The organism is Nostoc sp. NOS(2021) (assembly GCF_017115025.1).
In the GTDB taxonomy this organism is placed as follows: Bacteria; Cyanobacteriota; Cyanobacteriia; order Cyanobacteriales; family Nostocaceae; genus Nostoc.
The window spans coordinates 1-22550 of record NZ_JABXKM010000125.1 but is presented as its reverse complement, the minus strand read 5'-3'; the positions used below and the strand labels follow the sequence as shown (position 1 = coordinate 22550).

At 41.5% G+C, this 22550-nt stretch carries 19 protein-coding genes; 11 read left to right on the top strand and 8 right to left on the bottom strand.

Going from position 1 to position 22550, the window contains the following annotated elements:
* Positions 1-331: 331 nt before the first annotated feature.
* Entirely contained in the window at positions 332-3274 is a 2943-nt protein-coding gene (gene polA / locus HWQ41_RS16150; RefSeq protein ID WP_292764610.1) for a DNA polymerase I, read from the top strand.
* Between the two features lie 143 nt (positions 3275-3417).
* On the opposite strand, the gene psb27 is transcribed toward polA, so the two are convergent.
* The 3 genes from psb27 to HWQ41_RS16135 all read right to left on the bottom strand — a co-directional run bounded on the left by psb27 (position 3418) and on the right by HWQ41_RS16135 (position 5536).
* The gene (psb27, locus tag HWQ41_RS16145; RefSeq protein ID WP_292764607.1) at positions 3418-3822 is read right to left on the bottom strand and encodes a photosystem II protein Psb27; all 405 of its coding nucleotides are present in this window, start codon (positions 3820-3822) and stop codon (positions 3418-3420) included.
* Positions 3823-4090: 268 nt separating this feature from the next.
* A complete protein-coding gene (locus tag HWQ41_RS16140) occupies positions 4091-4771 on the bottom strand; it encodes a phosphatase PAP2 family protein (protein WP_292764604.1) in 681 nt (226 codons plus the stop codon).
* A 9-nt stretch (positions 4772-4780) separates the two neighbouring features.
* Positions 4781-5536 (bottom strand): hypothetical protein, encoded by a 756-nt coding sequence (locus HWQ41_RS16135; protein ID WP_292764601.1) that lies wholly within the window; start codon positions 5534-5536, stop codon positions 4781-4783.
* A gap of 267 nt (positions 5537-5803) precedes the next feature.
* Here HWQ41_RS16135 and HWQ41_RS16130 point away from each other — a divergent pair, with 267 nt between their 5' ends.
* Positions 5804-6040: a hypothetical protein gene (locus HWQ41_RS16130; protein ID WP_292764598.1), complete on the top strand. Its 237-nt coding sequence runs from the start codon at positions 5804-5806 to the stop codon at positions 6038-6040.
* Between the two features lie 280 nt (positions 6041-6320).
* Here HWQ41_RS16130 and HWQ41_RS16125 read toward each other — a convergent pair whose 3' ends face one another.
* The 3 genes from HWQ41_RS16125 to cofH all read right to left on the bottom strand — a co-directional run bounded on the left by HWQ41_RS16125 (position 6321) and on the right by cofH (position 9521).
* The gene (locus HWQ41_RS16125; protein WP_292764595.1) at positions 6321-7553 is read right to left on the bottom strand and encodes a cell wall metabolism sensor histidine kinase WalK; all 1233 of its coding nucleotides are present in this window, start codon (positions 7551-7553) and stop codon (positions 6321-6323) included.
* 62 nt (positions 7554-7615) lie between these two features.
* Positions 7616-8290: a response regulator transcription factor gene (locus tag HWQ41_RS16120; protein WP_292764593.1), complete on the bottom strand. Its 675-nt coding sequence runs from the start codon at positions 8288-8290 to the stop codon at positions 7616-7618.
* Between the two features lie 88 nt (positions 8291-8378).
* The gene (gene cofH / locus HWQ41_RS16115; protein ID WP_292764590.1) at positions 8379-9521 is read right to left on the bottom strand and encodes a 7,8-didemethyl-8-hydroxy-5-deazariboflavin synthase subunit CofH; all 1143 of its coding nucleotides are present in this window, start codon (positions 9519-9521) and stop codon (positions 8379-8381) included.
* Positions 9522-10271: 750 nt separating this feature from the next.
* Between cofH and HWQ41_RS16110 the strand changes: the two genes are divergently transcribed.
* The 8 genes from HWQ41_RS16110 (at position 10272) to HWQ41_RS16075 (ending at position 18239) form a co-directional block, all read left to right on the top strand.
* Entirely contained in the window at positions 10272-10463 is a 192-nt protein-coding gene (locus HWQ41_RS16110; protein WP_292764587.1) for a CbtB-domain containing protein, read from the top strand.
* A gap of 38 nt (positions 10464-10501) precedes the next feature.
* Entirely contained in the window at positions 10502-11722 is a 1221-nt protein-coding gene (locus HWQ41_RS16105; protein WP_292764584.1) for a hypothetical protein, read from the top strand.
* A gap of 175 nt (positions 11723-11897) precedes the next feature.
* Positions 11898-12299, top strand: coding sequence for a DUF1636 domain-containing protein (locus HWQ41_RS16100; protein WP_292764582.1), 402 nt, complete (start codon positions 11898-11900; stop codon positions 12297-12299).
* A gap of 808 nt (positions 12300-13107) precedes the next feature.
* The gene (locus tag HWQ41_RS16095; RefSeq protein WP_292764580.1) at positions 13108-14133 is read left to right on the top strand and encodes a multicopper oxidase domain-containing protein; all 1026 of its coding nucleotides are present in this window, start codon (positions 13108-13110) and stop codon (positions 14131-14133) included.
* 166 nt (positions 14134-14299) lie between these two features.
* Positions 14300-15331, top strand: a complete 1032-nt coding sequence (locus tag HWQ41_RS16090; RefSeq protein WP_292764577.1) for a helix-hairpin-helix domain-containing protein — start codon at positions 14300-14302, stop codon at positions 15329-15331.
* A 158-nt stretch (positions 15332-15489) separates the two neighbouring features.
* Positions 15490-15924: a ferritin-like domain-containing protein gene (locus HWQ41_RS16085; protein WP_292764575.1), complete on the top strand. Its 435-nt coding sequence runs from the start codon at positions 15490-15492 to the stop codon at positions 15922-15924.
* A gap of 274 nt (positions 15925-16198) precedes the next feature.
* Complete coding sequence (locus tag HWQ41_RS16080; RefSeq protein ID WP_292764573.1) at positions 16199-17167, top strand: FTR1 family protein; 969 nt, start codon at positions 16199-16201, stop codon at positions 17165-17167.
* Between the two features lie 577 nt (positions 17168-17744).
* On the top strand, positions 17745-18239 hold the full coding sequence (locus HWQ41_RS16075) for a hypothetical protein (RefSeq protein ID WP_292764571.1): 495 nt from the start codon (positions 17745-17747) through the stop codon (positions 18237-18239).
* A gap of 82 nt (positions 18240-18321) precedes the next feature.
* Here the strand turns inward: HWQ41_RS16075 and HWQ41_RS16070 are convergent, their stop codons facing one another.
* A complete protein-coding gene (locus HWQ41_RS16070) occupies positions 18322-19257 on the bottom strand; it encodes an ABC transporter substrate-binding protein (RefSeq protein ID WP_292764569.1) in 936 nt (311 codons plus the stop codon).
* A 592-nt stretch (positions 19258-19849) separates the two neighbouring features.
* Here HWQ41_RS16070 and HWQ41_RS16065 point away from each other — a divergent pair.
* A complete protein-coding gene (locus tag HWQ41_RS16065) occupies positions 19850-21349 on the top strand; it encodes a family 10 glycosylhydrolase (RefSeq protein ID WP_292764566.1) in 1500 nt (499 codons plus the stop codon).
* Positions 21350-21634: 285 nt separating this feature from the next.
* Here HWQ41_RS16065 and HWQ41_RS16060 read toward each other — a convergent pair whose 3' ends face one another.
* Positions 21635-22231, bottom strand: a complete 597-nt coding sequence (locus tag HWQ41_RS16060; protein WP_292764613.1) for a molybdenum cofactor guanylyltransferase — start codon at positions 22229-22231, stop codon at positions 21635-21637.
* Positions 22232-22550 lie beyond the last annotated feature (319 nt).

The following is a 22550-nucleotide window of genomic DNA, read 5'->3' as shown; positions in this document are numbered from 1 at the left end:
CTATGCTAATTGAGCATTATACTCCTTTTTAGTCTCCTTTGTTGTTTAAGTCCCGTTAAACATAAAACGCTCAGGACATAGATCCCCGACTTTTGGTGAGAAGTCGAGGATCTGGTTATTATGTTTATTTATACTCACTTACTTATCCATGCCAAAAGTTGGTTCTACTTGGCTTCCGTACTAAAGTTGCAAATGCGTAGACATCACTTTGTCTAAAATTATATGCAGGAGCAATTGGTACGCCAAAACTGCGCTATTGTCGCCAAAGCCAAGCAGAACGAGCATCTGAAATTGCTAACTATGTGACAAAGCTTCTGGCTAAAATAGGGCTATGTCTGAAACTTTCACTTCTGTAACCGCAACACGCCCCACGTTCATCCTCGTCGATGGACACTCCCTCGCTTATCGTTCATACTTTGCTTTCGCCAAAGGGCGAGATGGAGGACTGCGTACCAAAACGGGGATTCCTACCAGTATATGTTTTGGTTTTGTTAAGTGCCTGTTGGAAGTAATGGCAACACAACAGCCACAAGCAATGGCGATCGCTTTTGATTTGGGTGAGGCAACTTTTCGCCACGAAGCTGACGAGACTTATAAAGCCGATCGCCCGGAAACGCCAGAAGACTTCATTCCCGATTTAGCAAACCTCCATGAGTTGCTGAATGGCTTCAATTTACCAATGTTCACTGCCCCTGGTTTCGAGGCAGATGATGTTTTGGGAACCTTAGCACAACGAGTAACTGCTGCTGGGTATAGGGTGAAGATTCTTACAGGCGATCGCGATTTATTTCAACTGATCGACTCTGATAAAGAAATCACTGTTCTAAATTTTAGTCCAGATGCCCTAAAGCGCTCTACAAATAGCATCACGGAATTTGAAGCAGAACAAGTCAAAGAAAAAATGGGCGTTTTACCTTCACAAATTGTTGATTTCAAAGCTCTTTGTGGCGATAAATCCGATAATATTCCTGGAGTCAAGGGAATTGGAGAAAAGACAGCAGTGCAGCTGCTAAATATTTATGGTTCTCTTGATCATATTTATGCTGCGTTAGATGAAATTAAAGGCGCAACTCAGAAAAAACTCGCAAGTGGTAAAGATGATGCTGATAAGTCTCGCTATTTGGCAACCATAGTTTTAGATGTTCCGATAGAATTCGATTTAGAAGATTGCAAATTAAAAGGGTTTGATACAAGCGTCTTATTACCAATTTTAGAAAAGTTAGAATTCAAGTCTTTTTTAGGCAAAATCAACGACCTTCAACAACGTTTTGGTGGCAAAGTTGCAGAAAAACAAGAAGCCAAAATAGATGCAATTAATCCCAATACTAACTCAGAATTCAGCGCTGATGAAGATAATGATTTGTGGTTTTTCAGTGCTAGTGATACAGCAGCAGTTCCACAACAATCTACTTCTCCAATTACACCACGCATCATCAATACCGAAGCCAAACTAACTCAGTTAGTGAAACTTTTGCAAAAATTCACTAATCCAGAGACTCCCGTTGCTTGGGACACTGAAACCACCGATTTAGAACCAAGAGACGCTGAGTTAGTAGGAATTGGTTGCTGTTGGGGAACGAAACCAGATGAGGTAGCCTATATTCCTGTGGGGCAGAAAACTGGGGAAAATTTGCATAAAGATTTGGTGCTAGAAGTATTACGCCCAATTCTCGAAAGTGCTGATTATCCCAAAGCTCTACAAAATGCCAAATTTGACCGCTTAGTTCTCAGGTGTCAAGGAATTAATTTGGCGGGAGTAGTGTTTGATCCCATGCTGGCGAGTTACATTCTAAATCCAGATTCTAGCCATAATTTGATGGATTTGGGGCAGCGATATTTGGGATTGATAGCAAAAAGTTACTTAGATTTAGTTCCTAAAGGCAAAACCATCGCTGATATAGATATTCCCGCCGTAGCAGATTACTGCGGTATGGATGCTTATTCTACCTTTGGTTTAGTGCCAAAATTGCGTGAGGAACTGGATAAATTTCCAGCTTTGTCTAAGCTATTAGCGGAAGTTGAACAGCCACTAGAAGCAGTTTTAGCCCAAATGGAATACACAGGTGTTCGGATTAATTCAGCTTATTTACAAGAACTTTCGCAGCATTTAGAAACTGAGTTAGCCAGGTTAAAAGAGGAAGCAACTGAAATAGCTGGGGAAAATTTTAACTTGGGTTCTCCGAAGCAATTGAGCCAAATATTGTTTGAAAAGTTGGGGTTAAGCACCAAACATTCTCGTAAAATTCAAACGGGCTACTCTACAGACGCAGCAACACTGGAAAGACTCCAAGAAGATGATAACACTGGATTTGTTGAGGCGATCATTGAGTATCGCACCCTATCTAAATTAAAGTCTACTTATGTTGATGCCTTGCCAGCATTGGTGCGTCCAGATACTCAACGGGTGCATACTGATTTTAATCAAGCAGCGACATCAACTGGTAGGTTATCTTCTTCTAATCCGAATTTGCAAAATATCCCGATTCGTACAGCTTTTAGTCGCCAAATTCGGAAGGCGTTTTTGCCAGAAGCTGGTTGGTTAATGGTGGCTGCTGATTATTCACAAATTGAATTGCGGATTTTGGCTCATTTGAGTCAAGAGCCGATATTAGTGCAAGCATATCAGCAAAATGAAGATGTTCACACTGTTACGGCGCGGTTAGTGTTTGAAAAAGAAAATATTACATCAGAAGAACGAGGAATGGCAAAAACTATCAATTTTGGCGTGATTTATGGAATGGGTTCTCTAAGGTTTTCGCGCTCAACTGGGATAGATAAGACCATTGCCAACGAGTTCATTAAGCGGTTTAATGAAAGATATCCTCAAGTATTTGCATATTTGGAGCGAGTGAAAAAAGAAGCGATCGCTCTTGGTTATGTAGAAACTATTCTCGGCCGCCGTCGTTACTTTGACTTTACTAATAACAGTTTACGCAAATTAAAAGGCAGTAACCCAGAAGATATTAATCTGAGTAAATTGAAGAATTTAGGTGCTTATGATGCAGGTTTATTACGCTCTGCTGCTAATGCACCAATTCAAGGTTCCAACGCTGATATTATCAAAATTGCAATGGTGAGATTGCATGAAGTTTTGAAGAACTATCAGGCGCGTTTGTTATTGCAAGTTCACGATGAATTAGTGTTTGAAATCCCCCCTCACGAGTGGGAAGAATTACAACCGCAAATTAAGTCGGTGATGGAAAATGCAGTCCAGTTGAGTGTGCCGTTGCTGGTGGATGCGCGTGTTGGTGAAAATTGGATGGAGACGAAGTAAGTGGAACTGTGACAAGGCTTTTAGCTAGAAAAGTGTCAATCAGTTTAGTTGAAAATTTCAAACTTAGACCTATATCAAGTTTACAAATTAGTCAAGAGTCAAAAGTATTGACTCTTGATGATGAAGTAGGCAAGAGTTAAGAATTAACCGCCACGCTTCAGCGCTGCTTCTACTTGCTGTAACTCCTTCTCTAAACGATTTTTGAGTTTTTCGGGTACAGGACGATTTGGGTAAGAACTGTAGTGTCCAGCTAGGGAGTTGAGGGCTGTTCGTATGGTTGTAAAGGAGCCAAGACCAGAAACAGAGTTAACTCGCTGGTAGCGAGCTGAAAAGTCATTAATTTTTTGACGCGTTTCTGCTTGAACGGCTGTTTTGTCTGGTGAATCTTGTGAAAGATCCAGAGCTTGTCTCATAATATTGACCACAGCTAAGGAGTCTTGGCGATAATCCCCAGTCAAACTATCTGGACTGCCAGAACAGCCCATCAAGCCGATAGCTACAACCAAAACCAGCGCAAGCAAACGCGACCAATAGCGCTTCATATGCATTAAGTAGATGAATACGTAAATCAATGTCCATCGTATCTTGAATTGGTATCTTGGGGATCATTTAAGTGGGGAAGGTGGGGTCTCCTCTGGGGATAAAGGGTAATGGGGAGTGGGCAGGGTTGTTTCATTCACTAAAAGGCGCTCATTTACAAGCATCTTGGGCAAAAAATCAGGTGATTAAAAAATCTGATTGGACAATTATCATCGCGATGCCTTCTCTGCGAGAGGCTTTGCCAAGAGCTTGTGAGTTAGAGTTATCTAACTTTCCCTACCTCAATTTTTGCAATTTAAGCATCGTAATACATATCATCAGCCACAAGAAACCGACTCCATAACCTGCAATTATGTCTGTGGGCCAATGGACTCCTAAATATAAGCGGCTGATACCAATAGCAGCAATTAAAATAACTGTCAAACTATAAATAACTTTGGCAAAATGAGGATAGTGAGTTGCCAACTCGTAAGCAATAAAACCATAAAGCACCATAGAACCTAGTGCATGACCACTAGGAAAACTAAAAGATTTTTCAGAAATCAACTGATGCCACAGTTCAGGGCGAGGTTTAGAAAAAAACAACTTTAACCCTGTATTTAAAATTAACCCTCCCAAGCAAGCAATTACAAAAACTTTCGCTTCTTCCCGGTAACGTCGCCACCAAAGTAACAAGACAGTAACGCCTGCAACTATAACCACTGTATTAGGATTACCCAAATTTGTAATCAACAGCATTAAATTATCTAAATTTGGATTGGCGAACTGATGCAGCCATAACAGAAAAGTAGTATCAAATGTAAAAGCATCTCGCTCCAAAACCTCTTCAGCCAGTTTTGCTAAAACAAAAAGGATGAGCAGACAACTAGCAAGTCCAACAATACCAATTGTGGCAATTAAGGGAGCTAAACGAGGATGTATATGACGCAACCAAAAATTAGAAACTTGTCGGATCATACTTTAATGTTATTCATCGTTAGAAGGTGTAACCACGATTAGTCTTCTCTGCTTTAGAGCGGTGAACAGGATACAGACTCCAAGTATCGATACAAGAACTATAGATGAGCCGATAGTACCAAAATTGAGGCCACCTTTTTCGTGTGATTTCGTAAGAACATCCCCCAGTGTTGCACCAAATGGTCGGGTTAGGACAAACGCAATCCAAAACAACAGCACTGGGGAAATTTGGGTATAATAATGCGCTGCCAATACCAGAGCAAGCAAAGCAGCAATTAGGAGCGATCCTCCTGCAAATCCAAGTCCAGAAGTGTCAGCCAGGAAATCGCCCAAGGCAGTACCTAAAGTATTTGAAAATAGAATTGTAATCCAATAAAGCAGTTCAACTTTAGGCGTTTTGATATTGTTAACAGATAGAGAGCCAACACTGAATCGCCAGAATGTCAAAATAGCTAATAGAATGGTCACTAAAATCGTAGTGCCCGTAGCGTAGCCCAGCCCTAAAGTGCGATCCATGAAATCTGACATTGTTGTGCCAGCCGTGCTAGTTGAAAGGATGACTGTCCAATAAAGCAATGGGTTATAGCTTTTCGATATCAATTGAGTTACAAGAGTTACTAAAAACACTCCAATCAATATCATGGAGCTAATCGCATAGCCCACATTTAACGTCATCGATAAAAGGTCTCCTGCTGTTTCTCCCAGAGTGGTTGCACAAATCTTCATAATCCAAAAGAACGCAGTGATTTGTGGAAGTTTACTCATTTTTGATCCTACTTACTGTTGGGTTATCAGAAATTATTGGAACTTGTAACTTGATCGTAGAGAGCAAAAGTCAAGAAATAGTCAAGATTTGATTTAAAACTGAATTTTCTCCTGATAGAGGCACTAAAAATAGCTGAAATGTCTAATTAAAAGTTAATTTCACAATTTGATATTGAATTTAACCAATTCAAAATAATCTTGACTATTTCTGGACTTTTATTATCTACTATGAAAAGACAAACCCAGAATTACAGGTATTTTACAAGTATGAAAAGTTCAACAAAAATCATTTTGGGAGCAGCTTTTGTTGGTACTTTGGGATTTGCTGGATTGTCGAGAGTTGTATCTGCAAAAAAATCACAATCTCCGGTAGCAATTGCACGTCAGCATCATAGTGTTACTAAAGTTGCTGAAGCTAGTGATGGCGACGGTGAAACCAACGACGATGCACAAGAAGTAGCAAAACTGCAACCGCTAGCTAAAATTACAGGAAAACAAGCATAGCAAGCAGCTGAAACATCTGCGGGACGTAAGGCAAGTAGTGTCAAACTCGAAAATGAAGATGGCAACTTAATTTATGCTGTAGAAATTGGTCAGCAAGAAGTTACAGTAGATGCTGGTAATGGCAAAGTTCTCTATGTTGAAAATGCCAATCAACAAGATGAGAAGAATGAAGCCACTCGTCCCAAGAGTAGTATTCAAGTTGCAGAAAGTAGTGATGGCGATCGCGAAACCAATGATGATGGTAAGTGAGTAGTGAACTTAAAATCACATTACCTTATATTTAAGAGGATGGTAAGCATACTGTAAAACAACTACCAACTCCTAATTTACTTGTAATACTAATTAATCCACCGTGATTTTGAGCAATGGCTTGAGCGATCGCCAGCCCTAAACCAGAACCACCTTTCCAATAAGAACGAGACTGATCTGCTCGCCAAAAACGCTCAAAAACCTTGTCGATATACTCTGGTGCAATTCCCACGCCTGTATCTTGCACATTCACATAAAGCTGGGAACCGACACGAGTGGTTTTGATTTCAACTACGCCTCCTGATGGTGTATAGTAAAGTGCATTTTCAACTAAATTAGTAAACAGTCGCGTTAATTGAACTGAATCACCTATTAGCTGAAGATTAGCAATTAATTGAAATTTAAACTTAATTTGCTTGGCTTCAGCTTGAGGTTTATAGAGTTGTATTAGGTTCTCTAAGATTGACGTTAAATTGAGACTATCCCTATTCTGAGTGGGAACTTTATCGGTACGTGCCAAAAACAGTAAGTCTTCTGTGAGGCGAGTCATCTGGTTAGTAGCGCTGGCGATCTCCTGAAACTTTTCTACATCTTTTGGCCCGATTTCTTCTGGGTATTCTAGTGCCAAATCAGCATTAATTTTGATTGCCATTAATGGACTGCGTAGTTCGTGGGAAGCATCAGCAGTAAACTGTTTGAGCCTTTGAAAACTCTCCTCAATGGGTTGCATTGCTTGACGAGTTAGCAAAATTCCGCCAATACTACTAAGAACCAAAGTTATAATAATCGCGCCGCCTAATCCCCAGTCCAATTTTTGCAGGGTTTCATCAAATTCTTCTAAAGATTGACTCACCCTTACATACCCAACTAGCTCACCATTATCGCTCTTGATAATTGGTACAGTTACTGCTCGAATAGGAATTTTGCCCGTCTGAACTTGTACCATCTTGTTTGTTAACAAAGGTAAAGTTAAAGCAGTTTGTCCTTGTTGGTTAATCAAATTTCCCTGAGTATCAAACCACTGTAATGTTTGATGATAAGCAATTAAGTCTTGTGGACGAAAGTCACTTTCAACCGTCAGGCGACCTTTTTCAAACTCGACATTTGCAGCCGCACCTTTCCCTATGGCTGTGAGTTTATCTGTGATTTGTTCAGTCAGACTGCGAGTGAAAGCAAATCGGACTGCGATCGCAAATATTCCCAGCAGCGATGCAAATACCACTAAATAAGACAACAATAAACGATATCTGATTCTTTTAAACACATGATTTATCAAAAATTAGCGGCCAATTTGACTACTATTAATATTATTTTTATGAAATTATTCTACTTGTGTCCTAAACGATAACCAATGCCATAGATATTTTCAATCAGTTCCTCTGAGCTTCCAGATGCTCTAAGTTTATTCCGCAAATTTGTAATATGAGTTTTAATACTTCCTTCTCCCGAAGATTTATCAAAGTTCCACAGTTTATCAATAATTACAGAACGAGTGACAACTTGATTTGGGTTTCTCAAAAAATATTCTAATATCAGATATTCTTTAGGAGTTAATAATATGATATTTCCTCTATAAGTAACCTGTTGAGTTGCTGGGTCTAGTTGCAAATCACCGTGGATTAAAATCTGGGGACGAATCTCTGGAGTTCTTCGAGCTAAAGCCCTGATGTGTGCTGCTAACTCTTTTAAGTCAAATGGCTTAACCAAGTAATCATCAGCACCAGCATCGAGTCCGATAATTTTATCGCCTGTTGTATCTCGTGCCGTCAGCATTAAAATCAGAACATTAGATGAAGCATCGCGTAAACGCTTACATAGAGTAATTCCATCTAATTTAGGAAGCATTAAATCTAATAAAATTAGCTCATATAATCCTGATTGCGACCATTCCCAAGCTTCTAACCCATCGGTTGTTATATCCACAATATGGTGTTGTCGTCTTAAAAACTCGGCTAATGGCTTCGCAATGCGATCGTCATCTTCAACTATCAAAATTCTCATAATGCTCTACCTCTAAATTATCTACAGAGTAAAGAGATTAAAGAGAAATTTTTCATCAAAATGTTTACCCACCTTGAAAGGGCTACTCTTAACTCCTAACTTTCTGATAAAGAGTATTGCGTTGTTGGTAAGGTCTTCCTAAAGAAGCGATCGCAGCTTGCAAGGTTTCCACTTCCATACACGTACCACCCAAAGCACCTGCCATTGTGGTAATGTGTTCTTCCATTAATGTACCGCCGATATCGTTGCAACCCCAAACTAAGGCTTCGGTTGCACCAGCAAGCCCCAGTTTTACCCAACTCTGCTGATGGTTGGGAATCCAATTACCTAAGTAAATCCGCGCCACAGCTCCTAGCAGCAGTGCATCACTCAAAACTGGTTGATCGCGTCCGACACGGCGACGTAAGGATTTGGGCGCTTCTTGTCCAACGAAGGGTAATAAAATAAACTCTGTGATCCTTGCTGGATATCCCTGATTGATGGCGGTTTTTTGAAGCGATCGCAATTTTTCTAAATGTCCAATTTGCTGTTCGTGGCTTTCAATATGCCCAGATAACATCGTACTTGTGGTATGCAAGCCTAATTTATGAGCTGTGGTGACAATTTCTAGCCAAGTGGCTGTGTCAATCTTCTCTGGACAGAGTATTCGCCTAACTTCATCGTCTAACACTTCAGCGGCTGTTCCCGGCATTGAGCCAACACCAGCATCGCGCAAAGCAATAATCACATCAGCATATTCAAGTCCGTCAAGTCTGGCGATAAATTCCACTTCCTGCGGAGAGAAAGCATGTAAATGTATCTGGGGAAATTCCTGTTTAATGGTTTCTACTACCTTGAGATAGTAGGGCAAAGATTTGCCATTTATCTGCGCTTGTGGATTTAATCCGCCCTGCATACAGATTTCCGTCGCACCCCGTTGCACCGCATCTGTTGCTTTTTCCAATATTTGCGCCGAATCTAACCAGTATGCACCGACATCACCATCATCTCGACGGAAAGCACAAAAACTACAGTGCTGTTCACAAATATTAGTAAAGTTGATATTACGGTTAATTACGTATGTAACTGTATCGCCTGCTTGAGTGTGGCGGAGTGTATCGGATGTAGTACGTATTGCCGCGATCGCCTCTGGCTCAGTTTGTTGTAACAATACCACTCCCTCTTCAAGAGATAAGTCGTATCCCATCAAGGCACGTTCAAGAATTTTTTCAACAGCAATTTTTGTCAGCATTACTTTCTTAATTTCTCAGTAAATCTTAATTTTATGTATGATCTTGGAAATAATAAGTAGCTTTATATAACCCATTAACAAAAAAAAGCGTGGTTTTACCATCGCATAATTAATTTCAGTAGACCGAAAAGTTCTGTTTTAGCAAAGCTCACCGTTCGCGTAGCGTTCCGTTGGCGCAGCCTCTCGTAGAGAAGGAAAGGTATCGCTTTGTGACGGATAGTTACAGACACAATTATTGTACAAAAAAATTATAAGATACATTTTTTAGAAATTTGTTGAGAAATTCAAGATAAGTAAAACTAATAAATTAGCCAAAAAGGTAAGGGTAACTCTCCCAGCATCTGTGAGGAGCAAGCGACAGAAGTAGTCACACTTAGGACATTAGGACTTACGCACACTCTACGAATTCTCGGCGCTCTTCTCTACGAGACGCTGCGCGAAGGCGTCTTCTCTACGAGACGCTACGCGTTGGCGGTTCGATAAATTAAGCTTTCTAGCAATTTTTGCGTAAGTCCTGGACATAAGATTGCAATGCCTCTGTCATCTAGATAGGTTTTACTAAACCTTACGTCGGTGTTAATATAGGTAATCTTCATGAATGAAAGCGAAATAGCTGGCTCAGTATGCTAGTACGGCTCATACAGAGTCTTATTCATCTGTTTTCAGTGATTTACTGTTCACTGCTAACTATAGAAGTCACAATGCCTACCGAATCAATCATTAAATATCGTTTTATCTACGAGGTACAAAATGACAGTTCAATCTTCTAGTTCGATTCAGCAACAAGTCGCCCGTCGCGTTCTATCAGTGCCTGTACAATCAGCGCTCTATGTCGGACTGTGTTCTTTGACTCTGTGGACAATTTATTTCACTACATACCCCGCTATCCATGACACGACTCATACTCTGCGTCACCACACACTGATGGTGAGTTGCCATTAGTTGATTGAGTCAATGATTAGCAGGAGGAGAGAAATCAAATGACTTTACTTAAGTGGTCTAAGCTGATCGGTGCGATTTGCATGATCGGAATTATCCTGTATGCTTCGATCGGACTTGGACAATCCCCTCAACCATCGGTGCGGCTAACAACTAATCCACCGATTAATCAGGTTCGACCCCTTGAGGCTGAAGCCACCACAGTTTTGGGATCGGGGCACTACAATCCGCCAGTGCAGCTGATGCTGCAAGCCGTAGATGCTCAAGGGCAATCTTTAAAGGATGCCAAAATCCACTTGCAATTGTTCACCCCTCCTAAAAATCCCTGGTTCACAACAGATTTTCCGATCGTCGAGGGGACAAAGTTGTTGGACATTGAGGGCAATGCACCAACAGGTCTGTTGCAGGTTCAACAAACCCTGCCGATCCGGGGAACGTATCAACTCCAGGTAGCAGTTACTCCGCTCGTTGCCAATGCATTTCAGCCGATTCAGCAAAAGCTGACGCTGACGCTGCCTGAAAATTCCTTAAAGTTCCGCTACTTTGGCATCCTGGTTGTGATTTTGCTGGCAGTTGGACTACTAGGAGGTTGGGTGATTGGGGGCAGACAACCAATTCAACCGGGAGAAATTGCCCCGCAACAGGTACGATTGTTGTTAAGTGGATTGATTGTGGTAGCGATCGCTGCACTCCTCTGGGTGAATATCAGCGCTGAACTTGCCGAATCGCACCACATGTCGATGTCGATGCCAGGTATGGGAGAAGAAGTTCCGCCCTCTGGTAAGCCCGCTAAATTGCAGTCTCAAGGACTTTATATGCAACTATCGGGTGACCAGAGTGCAACGGTGGGTCAACCTGCCAGATTGCAGGTTAGCGTCAGTGATCCCAAAACCAGCCAACCCGTGACAGATGTAGTGTTGAAGGTAACAACCACCCAACTCGAAAATAATTGGGTGGCGTTTGCTTATGAAGGTACTCCAGACAGCAACGGAAAATTAGTGTGGGAGCAGGAATTCTTTGACGGTGCCCCCCATAGCGTTGTTGTCGAGGTTGCGCCGCAAGCAAACGTAAGCCGGCAATTTCAGCCATTTCAAGTTGCAGAGAATATTCCAGTCGAAGGTGTCGCTCCGCCGATGCATGTGCGGTTGATTTCGCTGACTTACTTCACGGGAATTGTGGTAATTGGTTTGCTGCTGGGACTGTGGCTGCGACAACGGCAGACTCCGCGTAGTGGGATGACTTGGAAGCGTAGTGTTTCATAAGTCAGTGTCAACTAGCGTTATTGCTATGTCATTCGGTTGTCAATACATTTGTCCTTAGTTTGTTCGCCCAATGACCGGACAGGCTGATTGCCTAAAATCCATGTCGGATACCATTGAGTGTTCGACATGGATTTTTATAGACACAGCATCAGAAATTGAACCCTGCAATTTATCTATGAATCATCAACACATTATATTCGTCTGCACGAACTGTGGAAGTAGTCATAACACAAAACAGTATGTTGCTAAAAGCGGCGGTGAATTGCTGCTAGAGAAATTACAAACCCTATATCATGACTGGGTGTTGCAAGACGAGTTCTCGATTCAACCCGTTGAATGCATGGGTGTTTGTGACCAGGCTTGTGCAATTGCTTTCGTCTCTCCTAACAAACACACCTACTTATTCGGCGATCTGCCTGCTGATGCTGAATGTGTAGAGAAGACAGCAACTGCCGTACTTGACTGTGCTAGTCAGTATCACACCAAGCCGGATGGTTTGCTCCCCTACGCCTTGCGCCCGGAACTGCTCAGAGCCGGAGCGATCGCACGGATTCCACCGATGCCGCCGTGTCAATAGACATTTTACTAAGTTCCCTAAACACTTATGTAAGTACTTGTTACTTTCATGAGTAATGGGGTTCATTACCATTTAGAAAAATATGAGGACATTGAATTCTTTGGAGTTGGATTTAAATAAAGCACTTCAAAACCGATTGCCAGATGGCATAAGACAAAGACAACACAAAATTGCTATAGACTTTAACTTAATTCCTGATGAACGAAATTAATTAAAAATTAAAAGTAGTCATGTTGCTAAGTATCGAAATTTTACTAAAATGCGATGTATTTTATCTCTAAGCTAATTAAATATCTTACACCTTAACAATAGTTTATTGCTGACATTTAGTTCCTAAGTAATATTATATGCATAGGACTTACGCAATAACTCTCTGAAACCTTATTCCTTTGCGTCCTTTGCGTCCTTTGCGGTTCGTTTTTTCACGATTTTGCCTAAGTCCTGATGCATTGTTTGTAATCCAATTACTATTAAGGCATTAGTCAGATCAAGAATAGATACAAAAAAATATTTTATTTTTAACTTCTTTATACTTTTTATTTAAGTAAAAATACTATTTAAAGGAAAAAAATTGCCTAGAGTTTTGCAAGACAGCTAATCACGGTAAAATCCCACAACCAAGAACGAAAAAGGAATACCCTACTCCCTATTTTCAAGACAGATTATAGCTCGACCTGAATCTAATAACTTCAGTAGCAGTTTTGAAGCGCTATAAAATTATTGACAATAATTATTAATTCCTCTAATATTTAAAAGCAATTGCAAATCTTTTGCAATTCTTTTCTAGCGCTAACCGTAACTAAATGTCATGCCCAACAACTTCGCTCTAGGTGACGGAAAACCGTGGAGCCGCCGTCAATTACTGAAGGTGGGCCTAGCAGGTGCTGGAGTGACTGGTGCAGCTGGACTTTGGCAGATGCTAAATCTACAAAATAAGTCAATCGTCAAAGTCCCACCACTCGATAGGTCAGCATCAGACGACGTTACTAACCCAATGAAGATGGTAAGGGATTTTGATTATGGGACGGTGAAGCAAGAAAATGGGCGGACTATCCGAGAATTTCAGTTAACTGCGGGTACTTCCATTATAAAACTCAATAGTGCTGTCTCTTACAACATCTGGGATTTAAACGGTCGCATACCAGGGCCAACGCTACGGGCAAAACAGGGCGATCGCATCCGGGTACTATTTCTTAATAAGGCGGGACATTCTCATTCTTTGCATTTTCATGGCGTTCATCCGGCGGAAATGGATGGTGTTCGCCCAATCAGCAATGGTACTGCGACAATTTATGAGTTTGATGCTGAACCCTATGGTGTACACCTATACCACTGCCATATTGAACCCGTCACCCGTCACATCGCCAAGGGGCTGTACGGAATGTTTATCATCGATCCACCTACTCCCCGTCCCCCGGCTGATGAGATTGTACTAGTGATGGGTGGGTATGACGTGAATGATGATAGCCATAATGACTATTACGCCTTCAACGGTTTGCCTCACTATTACATGCATCATCCGATTCGCATTTACAAAGATCAGTTGATTCGGCTGTATGTCCTCAACATCATTGAATACGATCCGGCAGTGACGTTTCATCTCCACGCTAACTTCTTTGATGTCTATCGCTATGGCATGAGTATGACTGCTAGCGAGAAAACTGATGTGATTACGATGGGTGTAGCAGAAAGGCACATCTTGGAATTTGCTTTTCGCTACCCAGGTAAGTATATGTTCCATCCCCATCAGGATGCGATCGCAGAAAACGGTTGCATGGGTCAATTTGAAGTACTTGCCCAGAGCAACTCTCAAAACCCTGTAAAAAATTCCTGACAATCAATATTAATAGTAATTCGTAATTAAAGTTTTAGTAACTAGTTGATAAAAAATATCATTATATGCAACAGTAATATCTATGACAATGTGTCAAACAAACTACCTTCTGGTAATAGTTTGAATTGTTTGAATTAATACCTTTTTAGTTGTGTGAGGAGCAAAGATGATAAAACTTCGTTACATCTGTTTAACAGCAGCAGCAGCCTTAATAGTTACCTTGAGTTCCTGTAGTAGTACACCAACCGCAGAAAATCCATCAGCACCAGTTACTAGCCCTCAAGCTACAGAGGCAGTAAGTGAAAACAGTCATAGTAGTCACGGTGGCAAAGAAAAAATTAACATTAACACTGCTATATTGTCAGAATTGGATAAGTTTGAAGCCAAACTAGGTGTCCCGGCTTTATCCAACAAAATCCAGGCAAATCGTCCCTACGGCAGCCCAGAAGATTTAGTTACTAAAAAAGTAATTACTCAAGAGCAGTTCGACCAAATTAAAGACCAGGTTGGTGTTCAAGAAGTGGTACTCACAGGTGAGGCCAAAGATGTTGACTATATGTCTAAATTAGGCTTAATGAAAGGGCATCTTTTAGTAGCAAAAGAACTGCTGGATCAGAATCAGCCGAAACAGGCAGAACCTCATATTGGACATCCAGTTGAGGAGATTTACGTTGATGTAGAAGATCAACTTAATGAGCGTAAAGTCAAAGAATTTAAGACAACATTGGTGAGTTTGCAAGATTTGGTGAAATCTAGTGCTAAGGATAGCAAAGTTAAAACTAATTTTGCCTCTTCAGTGCAAGCAGTTGATGATGCGATCGCAGCTTTGCCAGCAGATCAACGCTCAAAACCAGGATTTGTGCTACAGGTAATTAACGAATTGCTAGATTCAGCTAACTCCGAATATGGCGCTGCGATCGCAGATGGTAAAATAACCGCGCCAATTGAGTATCAAGACTCCCGTGGTTTTGTCGTTTACGCCAATGATTTATACAAAGGAATTTCTAGTCAAGTAGCTCAAGCAGATCCCGAAGCCCACAAAGCGATCGACACTAGTTTCGCTGAACTCATAAAAGTTTGGCCCGCCGCCATCCCACCCGCGAAAGCAGTCAAAACTCCTAATGATGTTACCAAGCTGGTGAAAACCATTGAGGAAAACTCTCAAAAAGTGGTTGACAAATCCAATACCCAAGTATAACGATAACACTTTGATTTAATGGGAAGTATAGGGTAAGGAGTTTAAAATGAGGAAATCATTAGGAGTTAGGAGTTAAAAATTACGAATTACGAATTACGAATTACGAATTACCTACTCCTAACTAATTACACTCCATTCGTTACTTGAACTAACAACTGATGCAAGAACTTGACCACAAAAAGACCATTGACCTGCTGAACGCCATCATGGAATTTGAACTAGCGGGGGTAGTGCGCTATACGCATTATTCTTTGATGGTGACTGGCCCTAACCGTATTCCAATTGTGGGTTTTTTCAAAGCACAGGCAAGTGAATCTTTACTTCATGCCGAACAAGTGGGAGAAATTCTCACAGGTTTAGATGGGCATCCCTCCCTGAAAATTGCCCCAATGGAAGAAACCTACCAGCATAAAGTTAAGGATATCTTGGAAGAAAGCTTATCCCATGAAAAGAAGGCATTGGAACTGTATAAAAATTTGCTCGAAACTGTCACCAATGCCAGCATTTATCTGGAAGAATTCGCTCGCGGTATGATCGGGCAAGAAGAGATGCATAATCTCGAACTGAAAAAGATGCTACGCGATTTTAGCTAATAGTCATTAGTCCTTAGTCATTAGTCATTAATAGGACTTACGCACAACAGATCCCCCAACCCCCTTAAAAAGTTGGCTCTTTAGATTCCCCCCTTTTTAAGGGGAGCCAGCGCGGTCTTCTCCCAAGGGGAGACGCTAAAAGCGATGGGGTCTCCCCAAGTGGAGCGACTGGCGTGGGTTAGGGGGGATCGAGGTTTTAAGTTTTTAGTGCGTAAGTCCTGATTAATTATTGGCTAGGGACTAATGACAAAGGACAAAAGACAAAGGACAAAAAATGGATTTTAGTACTGCTCTACCTACTTTTGTAATCACACTCCGAGAGGGAGTGGAAGCTGCCCTTGTTGTTGGCATTGTGCTAGCTTTGCTGAAAAAAGCTAAACAATCCCGACTCAACTCTTGGGTATATGCTGGTGTCGGCGTTGGCATTGTCGTCAGTGCCTTAATAGGAGTGCTATTCAGTTGGGTAATTCAAGTAGTGGGAGCAGCGAATCCTCAATACACCACCGTCGTTGAGCCAGCGCTAGAAGGTGTGTTTAGTGTGTTAGCGATCGCCATGCTCAGTTGGATGCTAATCTGGATGACTAAACAAGCCAGATTCATGAAAGCTACAGTTGAAGGAGCAGTCACAGAAGCGCTGACACAAAACTCAAATGCTGGTTGGGGCGTTTTTACCTTAATTTTAATTGCCGTTGTCCGCGAAGGCTTTGAAACTGTTCTATTCGTTGCTGCTAATTTTCAACAGGGATTAATGCCAGCGTTGGGTGCGATCGCTGGTTTGGTAGGGGCATCTGCCATTGGGGTGCTGCTATTTAAATGGGGTGTCAAAATTAACATCCGCCAGTTTTTCCAGGTAATGGGCGTTTTCTTAGTGTTGATTGTGGCTGGGTTAGTAGTTTCAGCCTTGAAACATTTTGACGAAGCTGTAGCTAACCTTGCTCTTAGCAGTCGTGCCACAGAAAACCTTTGTTTCTATTACGAACGTTTTACAAAAGTCCACTCCTGTATTTTGGGGCCAATGGTTTCAAATACTTCCACAATCTTGCCTGACGAACAGTTTCCTGGCATTATCCTTAAATCTTTATTTGGTTACAGAGACAATCTCTATCTTGTCCAAGCAGTGGGATATGTGACCTTTTTACTCACCATTGGCGGGCTGTATTTCCGCAGCCTTGGAGGTGCTTCTCCTGAAGGTAAAAAAAATACCCCCTTTGCTCAAAAACCGATTAGTTCTGCAAAGGATTAAAACCCGTAGTGTTTGAGTTACATATTGGGACTCAAACACTAATCTATCAGACTGTTCGTGTAGCAGAGGTATGTGCCAAAAAAGGAAAAATAAAAACTTTGGGTTTAGACAACAAACTCAACCTAAATGAATTGGTTAATGATTTTTTAATATAAAAAAAACTACAAAGATGCTTTGCAGTAGTTTCAAAGTGATTTTAATCTTGAAATAATCATACTAATTGTCGAATTCACGTTGTCTTACTATCGGGTACACGCATTTATAAGACGGTTTTGAAAACTGGGTTCTCTAGTATGAACGTGACACTCTTTTTCTCCAACTTCCTTGATGTTTTTGATAACTCCTATAAAAATTCTATCTTGTTGTAACTCAAAAGCGGCTCTGCCGCAAGTCTTGAGGCGGAACCTCTCGGAATGCATTCCCAGTCGGAGACTGGGAACGAGACAATCTCTAAATGCTGCTTCTAGACTAACTTTCACCTTAAGTTGACACCAATGGCTTTTCGTCCCACCCCACAAGATTGAATAATTTATTTGTTGGAAGTCCCTTATTTACTTATATATACCAGTATTGAAAAATGCAGATTGCTAAACTTCTCAAAAACTATTGGCGATGGGTTCGTTGGTTCTTGATAAGTAGACTTGATAGACCTTCAGACAACTTAGTTGTTATTGTAATTAGTCTAATACCACTCATTTTGAACTGGGATGGAAATTGGTCAAGTAAAATTATTTTCGAGTTTGATCTATTCAACAAAATTACCACACTATATTTTCATATCACACCTTTATTGCTATTTGCCAATAGCTTCTTGTTCAAAGAAGACTTACTAAAATTTTTTAGTATTCTAGTAGCAGGATTTTTTGCCTGTTTCATCCTTTTTGTCCTTATCGTACAATTTCTAGGTAATCATATTAACCTTGTTGAGCGAGTAGAATGTCCAAATGGTAACATCTTTAGTGTTTATGAGAACTTTGAACCAAGTTTTATCACTTCTGATGACGCTATTTGCCGATTTGATGCATTTCCAGCCAGAGGCTGGAAACGAGGTTTTAAAAGGGTTTTGGCTTAAGTTGACACCAATGCCACAAAAAGTAGTTGAGTATTTTTTTATTTGTCAGTCCCTAATACTGCAACGTTCTCCCATTATTGAGCTAAGTGCCCTGTGGTGCAAACAACGCTTGCTTAAGCTGCTGACAAGCCTTTTCAATTGCATCTATACTACCTGGATTCACCAGACCAAAATAATCAAACACATAGACTCGGTTATTTTTAGTTGCTTGGAGTTGCTGCCAAAAAGCTTCCTTTTTCAGCGAATCTAAAAGCGCTACTTCCGAATTACCTTGTGGGGGATTAACCAAAATTATCACCTCTGGATTTGCTTCTAAAACTTTCTCCGCCGAAAGCGTCACATAGCCACCAATTGGACTTTTTCCTTGTAAATCTGCGGCTATATTTTTCGCCTGGAATTTTGCCAACAAATCCCCTGCCCAACTATTTTTATTCGGCGCTAAAATTGGTTGACGACTAACCAGTGCTAGAGTAGAAAAACCCGGAGTTGGCTTTTCTGGCAAGAAAGTTTTGTAACGATTTAACAAAGGCTGAGGATCAGCGTCAATTGATTTAGCAAGTGTTTTAGTAAGTTCTTCTAGAGATTTCCAGTTATTCACCTTAGTGAGAAAGGTCGGAATTCCTAGCTGCTGAAGTTTTTGAATTGGGATGTTAGAAAAACCTTCTGCACCAATAACTAAATCTGGTTTTAGTGCTACCACTTTTTCTAAATTTGGCGGGCTTTGTCCTTCACTAACACGGGGAATATCCTTGAATCTGGAGTCATTCTTAAATAATCTGCTACCGGTGATTCCGACAATTTTTGTTTGATCAAGTCGAGAGATGATGTCAGCAGTAAGAGAAGAAAGAGCAACAACTCTTTTTGCTGATCCTTTTCGTAATTGCTGAGAATTTGTGTTTGTCGTCCCAGTAGGGTTTGTGACTTTTGTTTGTGGCTGCTGAGTCGTTACAGTCGTGCAAGCAGCTAAAACTATACTCATCAAAAGTGCTAAAGCAGATAAGAGCCAACGACGATGCATATTAAAATTCCTTCTGGGGTAAAAATGGCATAAGAAGCATACTCAGCACCACATTCAAAAATAGCAAATGTAACTTTTAGTTCACAGAGCCAAAAGTCAAGGTATTCTTGGTTCAAAAATCCTACTAGTTTTGGCAGATTTTCACGAATCAACGTAGAGGCTGAATCTACCCAATAGGAGACTAAACTTGCTTTGTATTCAGGTGTTTTATGCGTTTATGTGTTTATAAAAAAATACGGCAACACTAATAGGTCTTTGGCAGTCTTGAAAAAATAGGTTTTAAAACCCTTACTACTTAACTATATAATTCGATACACGTTGTCCACAATTATCTGAGTTGGGGTCAATGATTATCGTAAATTAAAGGGTTTAAGACCGAATGTCAACACGTAGCTCAGAGTTTCTCCCAAGGAGAGACGCCCAGGATGTCCGTACCCCCTACGGGGAAGCAAGCTACGCGTAGCGTCTCCTTTAGGAGAAGGGCTGTAGGGCGAACGGTGGCTCCGACTCCGCTCAGAAATAAGAATCTGAAACTTTCTTCAATTTTGAATTTTGAATTTTGAATTGTTAATCTGTCCATCTACTGGTAGGTATGTCTAACCATCCCTTGAACGTTGCAAGATCAACATTATTTTGGCGGTGCCTATTCGCTGTTGTTTTCACTAGTAGTTCGTTGCTCCCCAACTTTGAGAGCGAAGCAGCAAGGGTGCAAGGAACTGAGTATTGTCAGTTATCATCAGCGGCGGCGCAAGAAAAAGAAAACTTACGTTTATCAGCCCTCAAAGGCAAGGAAGATGCTGAAACGCGCTACCAAAATATGGTAGAAAAACAGGCAGAGGAATTACATGAGTGCCGCACTCGGACTTGGCCGCAAATCCAAGCCATTTGGTTGCGCTTGTATCCCTGTGACATTCAGCCAGGAACAATTGATCAGATTATGGATCGGATTGTTAACCGTGGCTATAACCAAGTTTATTTGGAAGTATTTTACGACGGACAGGTATTATTGCCAGCAAGAGCTAACCCGACGGTTTGGCCTGCTGTGATTCGCACTCCAGGGGCAGAAAACGTCGATATACTCGCCACAGCAATTAAAAAAGGTCGGCAACGCGGTTTGAAGGTCTACGCCTGGATGTTTACCGTAAATTTCGGCTATACTTACGCCCAGCGCCCAGGCAGAGAAGAAGCGATCGCTCGTAATGGCAAGGGTCAAACTAGCCTATATGTTGTAGATAACGGCTCTCAAGTATTTATCGACCCCTACAACCTGCAAGCAAAACGCGACTACTATCAATTAGTACAAGAAATTTTGCGCCGTCGCCCAGATGGTTTGCTATTAGACTACGTGCGTTATCCCCGACAAGCTGGAAGTGATTCCATCGCCACCAAAGTTTCAGATTTATGGCTATTTAGTCCTGCAACCCAAGAAGCTTTATTTAAACGGGCACAAAATTACAAAGGGCTGGACTTAATTCGCCGCTTTTTGAGTAAGGGATACATCACTGGCACTGATATAACGGAAGTCGATAAACTTTATCCCCAAGAAGGAGAACCCCTTTGGCAAGGACGCATTCCCCCAGCACCGCCAAACTCAATCCTGCCTGTAACCGATAGACAACCACTTTTACAATGGCAGTTGTGGCAGCTTGCCGTTGCCCACGCTATGCAAGGAATTCTAGATTTTGTCACCTTAGCTAGTTACCCAGCAAAGCAGCAAGGTATTCCCGCAGGAGTGGTGTTTTTCCCTGATGGCAACCAAACTGTCGGACAAGGCTATGATTCCCGTTTGCAACCTTGGGATCGGTTCCCCACTACATTAGAGTGGCATCCTATGGCTTATGGGACTTGCGGTAATGTTAGTTGTATTGTGGCGCAAGTGCAACGGGTTTTGAGTATGGCAAAACCGGGTACGCAGATCATGCCTGCTTTAGCTGGTCAGTGGGGAAAATCCGTTAGTAATCGTCCATCCCTAGAAGCGCAAATGCAGGCACTTCGCCAATTTGCTCCCCAACTGAAGGGGGTTAGCCATTTTGCTTATTCTTGGCAATATCCTGAGAGTGATAGCGATCGCAAATTCTGTCGCGTTAAGTAGACTGATTGCAGAAGTAGTGAAAGGGATTGAATTTCCCTTTCAAGTTTCACCTTATAGAATCACACACTTTACAAATTCATCCCAAATATAGTAAATACAGTCATAAAAATTAAGCGTAAAAAGCGAACTAATCGTTAAAGACTAGCATTTTTTATACTCTGAATTAAGGGACTTCCAATAAATTATTCAATCTTGTGGGGTGGGCATCTTGCCCGCCTTCGGCTACGGGCCCTCGTGTCGCCCACCCCACAAGAAGTAGTTGAGTATTTTTTAAATTGGAAGTTCCTAACTTAAAGCCAAGTCCTCTGGTGTATTACAGTTAAACAGCATTTCGGGTTCTGCTAAGGGCAAAACTTCTACAGGATATTGCTGAAGCCATTGCTGAAACGATCGCCCCCCTTGGTTGATAAACTCTAAGAGTTGTGGCAGACAGCGACGGCGATAGAAACCACATAGAGGTTCCCAGCCTTTGGGATGATCAGCTAAAGCTGCGATCGCATCATCTCCCACACTATCAAGTTTAGTTACCCAATTTTGCAACACCTCAACCCGCAACCTCGGCAAATCGCAAGCTAGCAACAGCACCCATTCTGTTTGCACTTCGGCTAGTCCTTGGGCAAACCCAACTAGAGGCCCGTGGGCTAGAGATTCTCCAGACATAGGTACTTCTCGAATAAACTGACAACCAGGCAAAAGCAAGTCTTGATAGCGTTCTGGCCAGGGAGTTACTATATAAACAGCATCAGCACAACTTTGAGCGATCGCACAAACTCGCTGTAACAACGGCACTCCTTGAATGGGAATCAAGGCTTTATCCTGACCCATCCGAGAACTCTTACCCCCAGCTAACACAATTGCGGTTAATTTGCTACGCGAGTCAATGTGCGACTTATTCTTGAAACCCCTCTCCAAACCTCTCCCCCACAGGGAGAGAGGCTTTGATTCTTGCTCCCCAACGCTAGTAGGGAAGGGGTTGGGGGTTAGGTTTGAGAGAAAGTTGCACATGGCGTTACATGAGTCAATAGTTATTCGTCAAAAAAATAGAGGGTAAAAATATATCTTGCACTTATATCCATCACCCGCCAGCGATTCAAATCGCTGGCGGTTGACTGGCGGTTGACGATCTCAATGAAAATATTGAGTTATAGCAACGGACAAGAAGGTTAGGACATTAACTGATGATAAAACCTATATACAAACA

Bases quoted from the DNA above. Each gene is read 5' to 3' on its own strand.
- HWQ41_RS16080 (WP_292764573.1), top strand. From the start codon at position 16,199: ATGGATTTTAGTACTGCTCTACCTACTTTTGTAATCACACTCCGAGAG.
- psb27 (WP_292764607.1), bottom strand. From the start codon at position 3,822: ATGCATATGAAGCGCTATTGGTCGCGTTTGCTTGCGCTGGTTTTGGTT.
- HWQ41_RS16130 (WP_292764598.1), top strand. From the start codon at position 5,804: ATGAAAAGTTCAACAAAAATCATTTTGGGAGCAGCTTTTGTTGGTACT.
- HWQ41_RS16105 (WP_292764584.1), top strand. From the start codon at position 10,502: ATGACTTTACTTAAGTGGTCTAAGCTGATCGGTGCGATTTGCATGATC.
- HWQ41_RS16085 (WP_292764575.1), top strand. From the start codon at position 15,490: ATGCAAGAACTTGACCACAAAAAGACCATTGACCTGCTGAACGCCATC.
- HWQ41_RS16065 (WP_292764566.1), top strand. From the start codon at position 19,850: ATGTCTAACCATCCCTTGAACGTTGCAAGATCAACATTATTTTGGCGG.
- polA (WP_292764610.1), top strand. From the start codon at position 332: ATGTCTGAAACTTTCACTTCTGTAACCGCAACACGCCCCACGTTCATC.
- HWQ41_RS16070 (WP_292764569.1), bottom strand. From the start codon at position 19,257: ATGCATCGTCGTTGGCTCTTATCTGCTTTAGCACTTTTGATGAGTATA.
- HWQ41_RS16095 (WP_292764580.1), top strand. From the start codon at position 13,108: ATGCCCAACAACTTCGCTCTAGGTGACGGAAAACCGTGGAGCCGCCGT.
- HWQ41_RS16110 (WP_292764587.1), top strand. From the start codon at position 10,272: ATGACAGTTCAATCTTCTAGTTCGATTCAGCAACAAGTCGCCCGTCGC.
- HWQ41_RS16100 (WP_292764582.1), top strand. From the start codon at position 11,898: ATGAATCATCAACACATTATATTCGTCTGCACGAACTGTGGAAGTAGT.
- HWQ41_RS16135 (WP_292764601.1), bottom strand. From the start codon at position 5,536: ATGAGTAAACTTCCACAAATCACTGCGTTCTTTTGGATTATGAAGATT.
- HWQ41_RS16090 (WP_292764577.1), top strand. From the start codon at position 14,300: ATGATAAAACTTCGTTACATCTGTTTAACAGCAGCAGCAGCCTTAATA.
- HWQ41_RS16075 (WP_292764571.1), top strand. From the start codon at position 17,745: ATGCAGATTGCTAAACTTCTCAAAAACTATTGGCGATGGGTTCGTTGG.
- cofH (WP_292764590.1), bottom strand. From the start codon at position 9,521: ATGCTGACAAAAATTGCTGTTGAAAAAATTCTTGAACGTGCCTTGATG.
- HWQ41_RS16140 (WP_292764604.1), bottom strand. From the start codon at position 4,771: ATGATCCGACAAGTTTCTAATTTTTGGTTGCGTCATATACATCCTCGT.
- HWQ41_RS16120 (WP_292764593.1), bottom strand. From the start codon at position 8,290: ATGAGAATTTTGATAGTTGAAGATGACGATCGCATTGCGAAGCCATTA.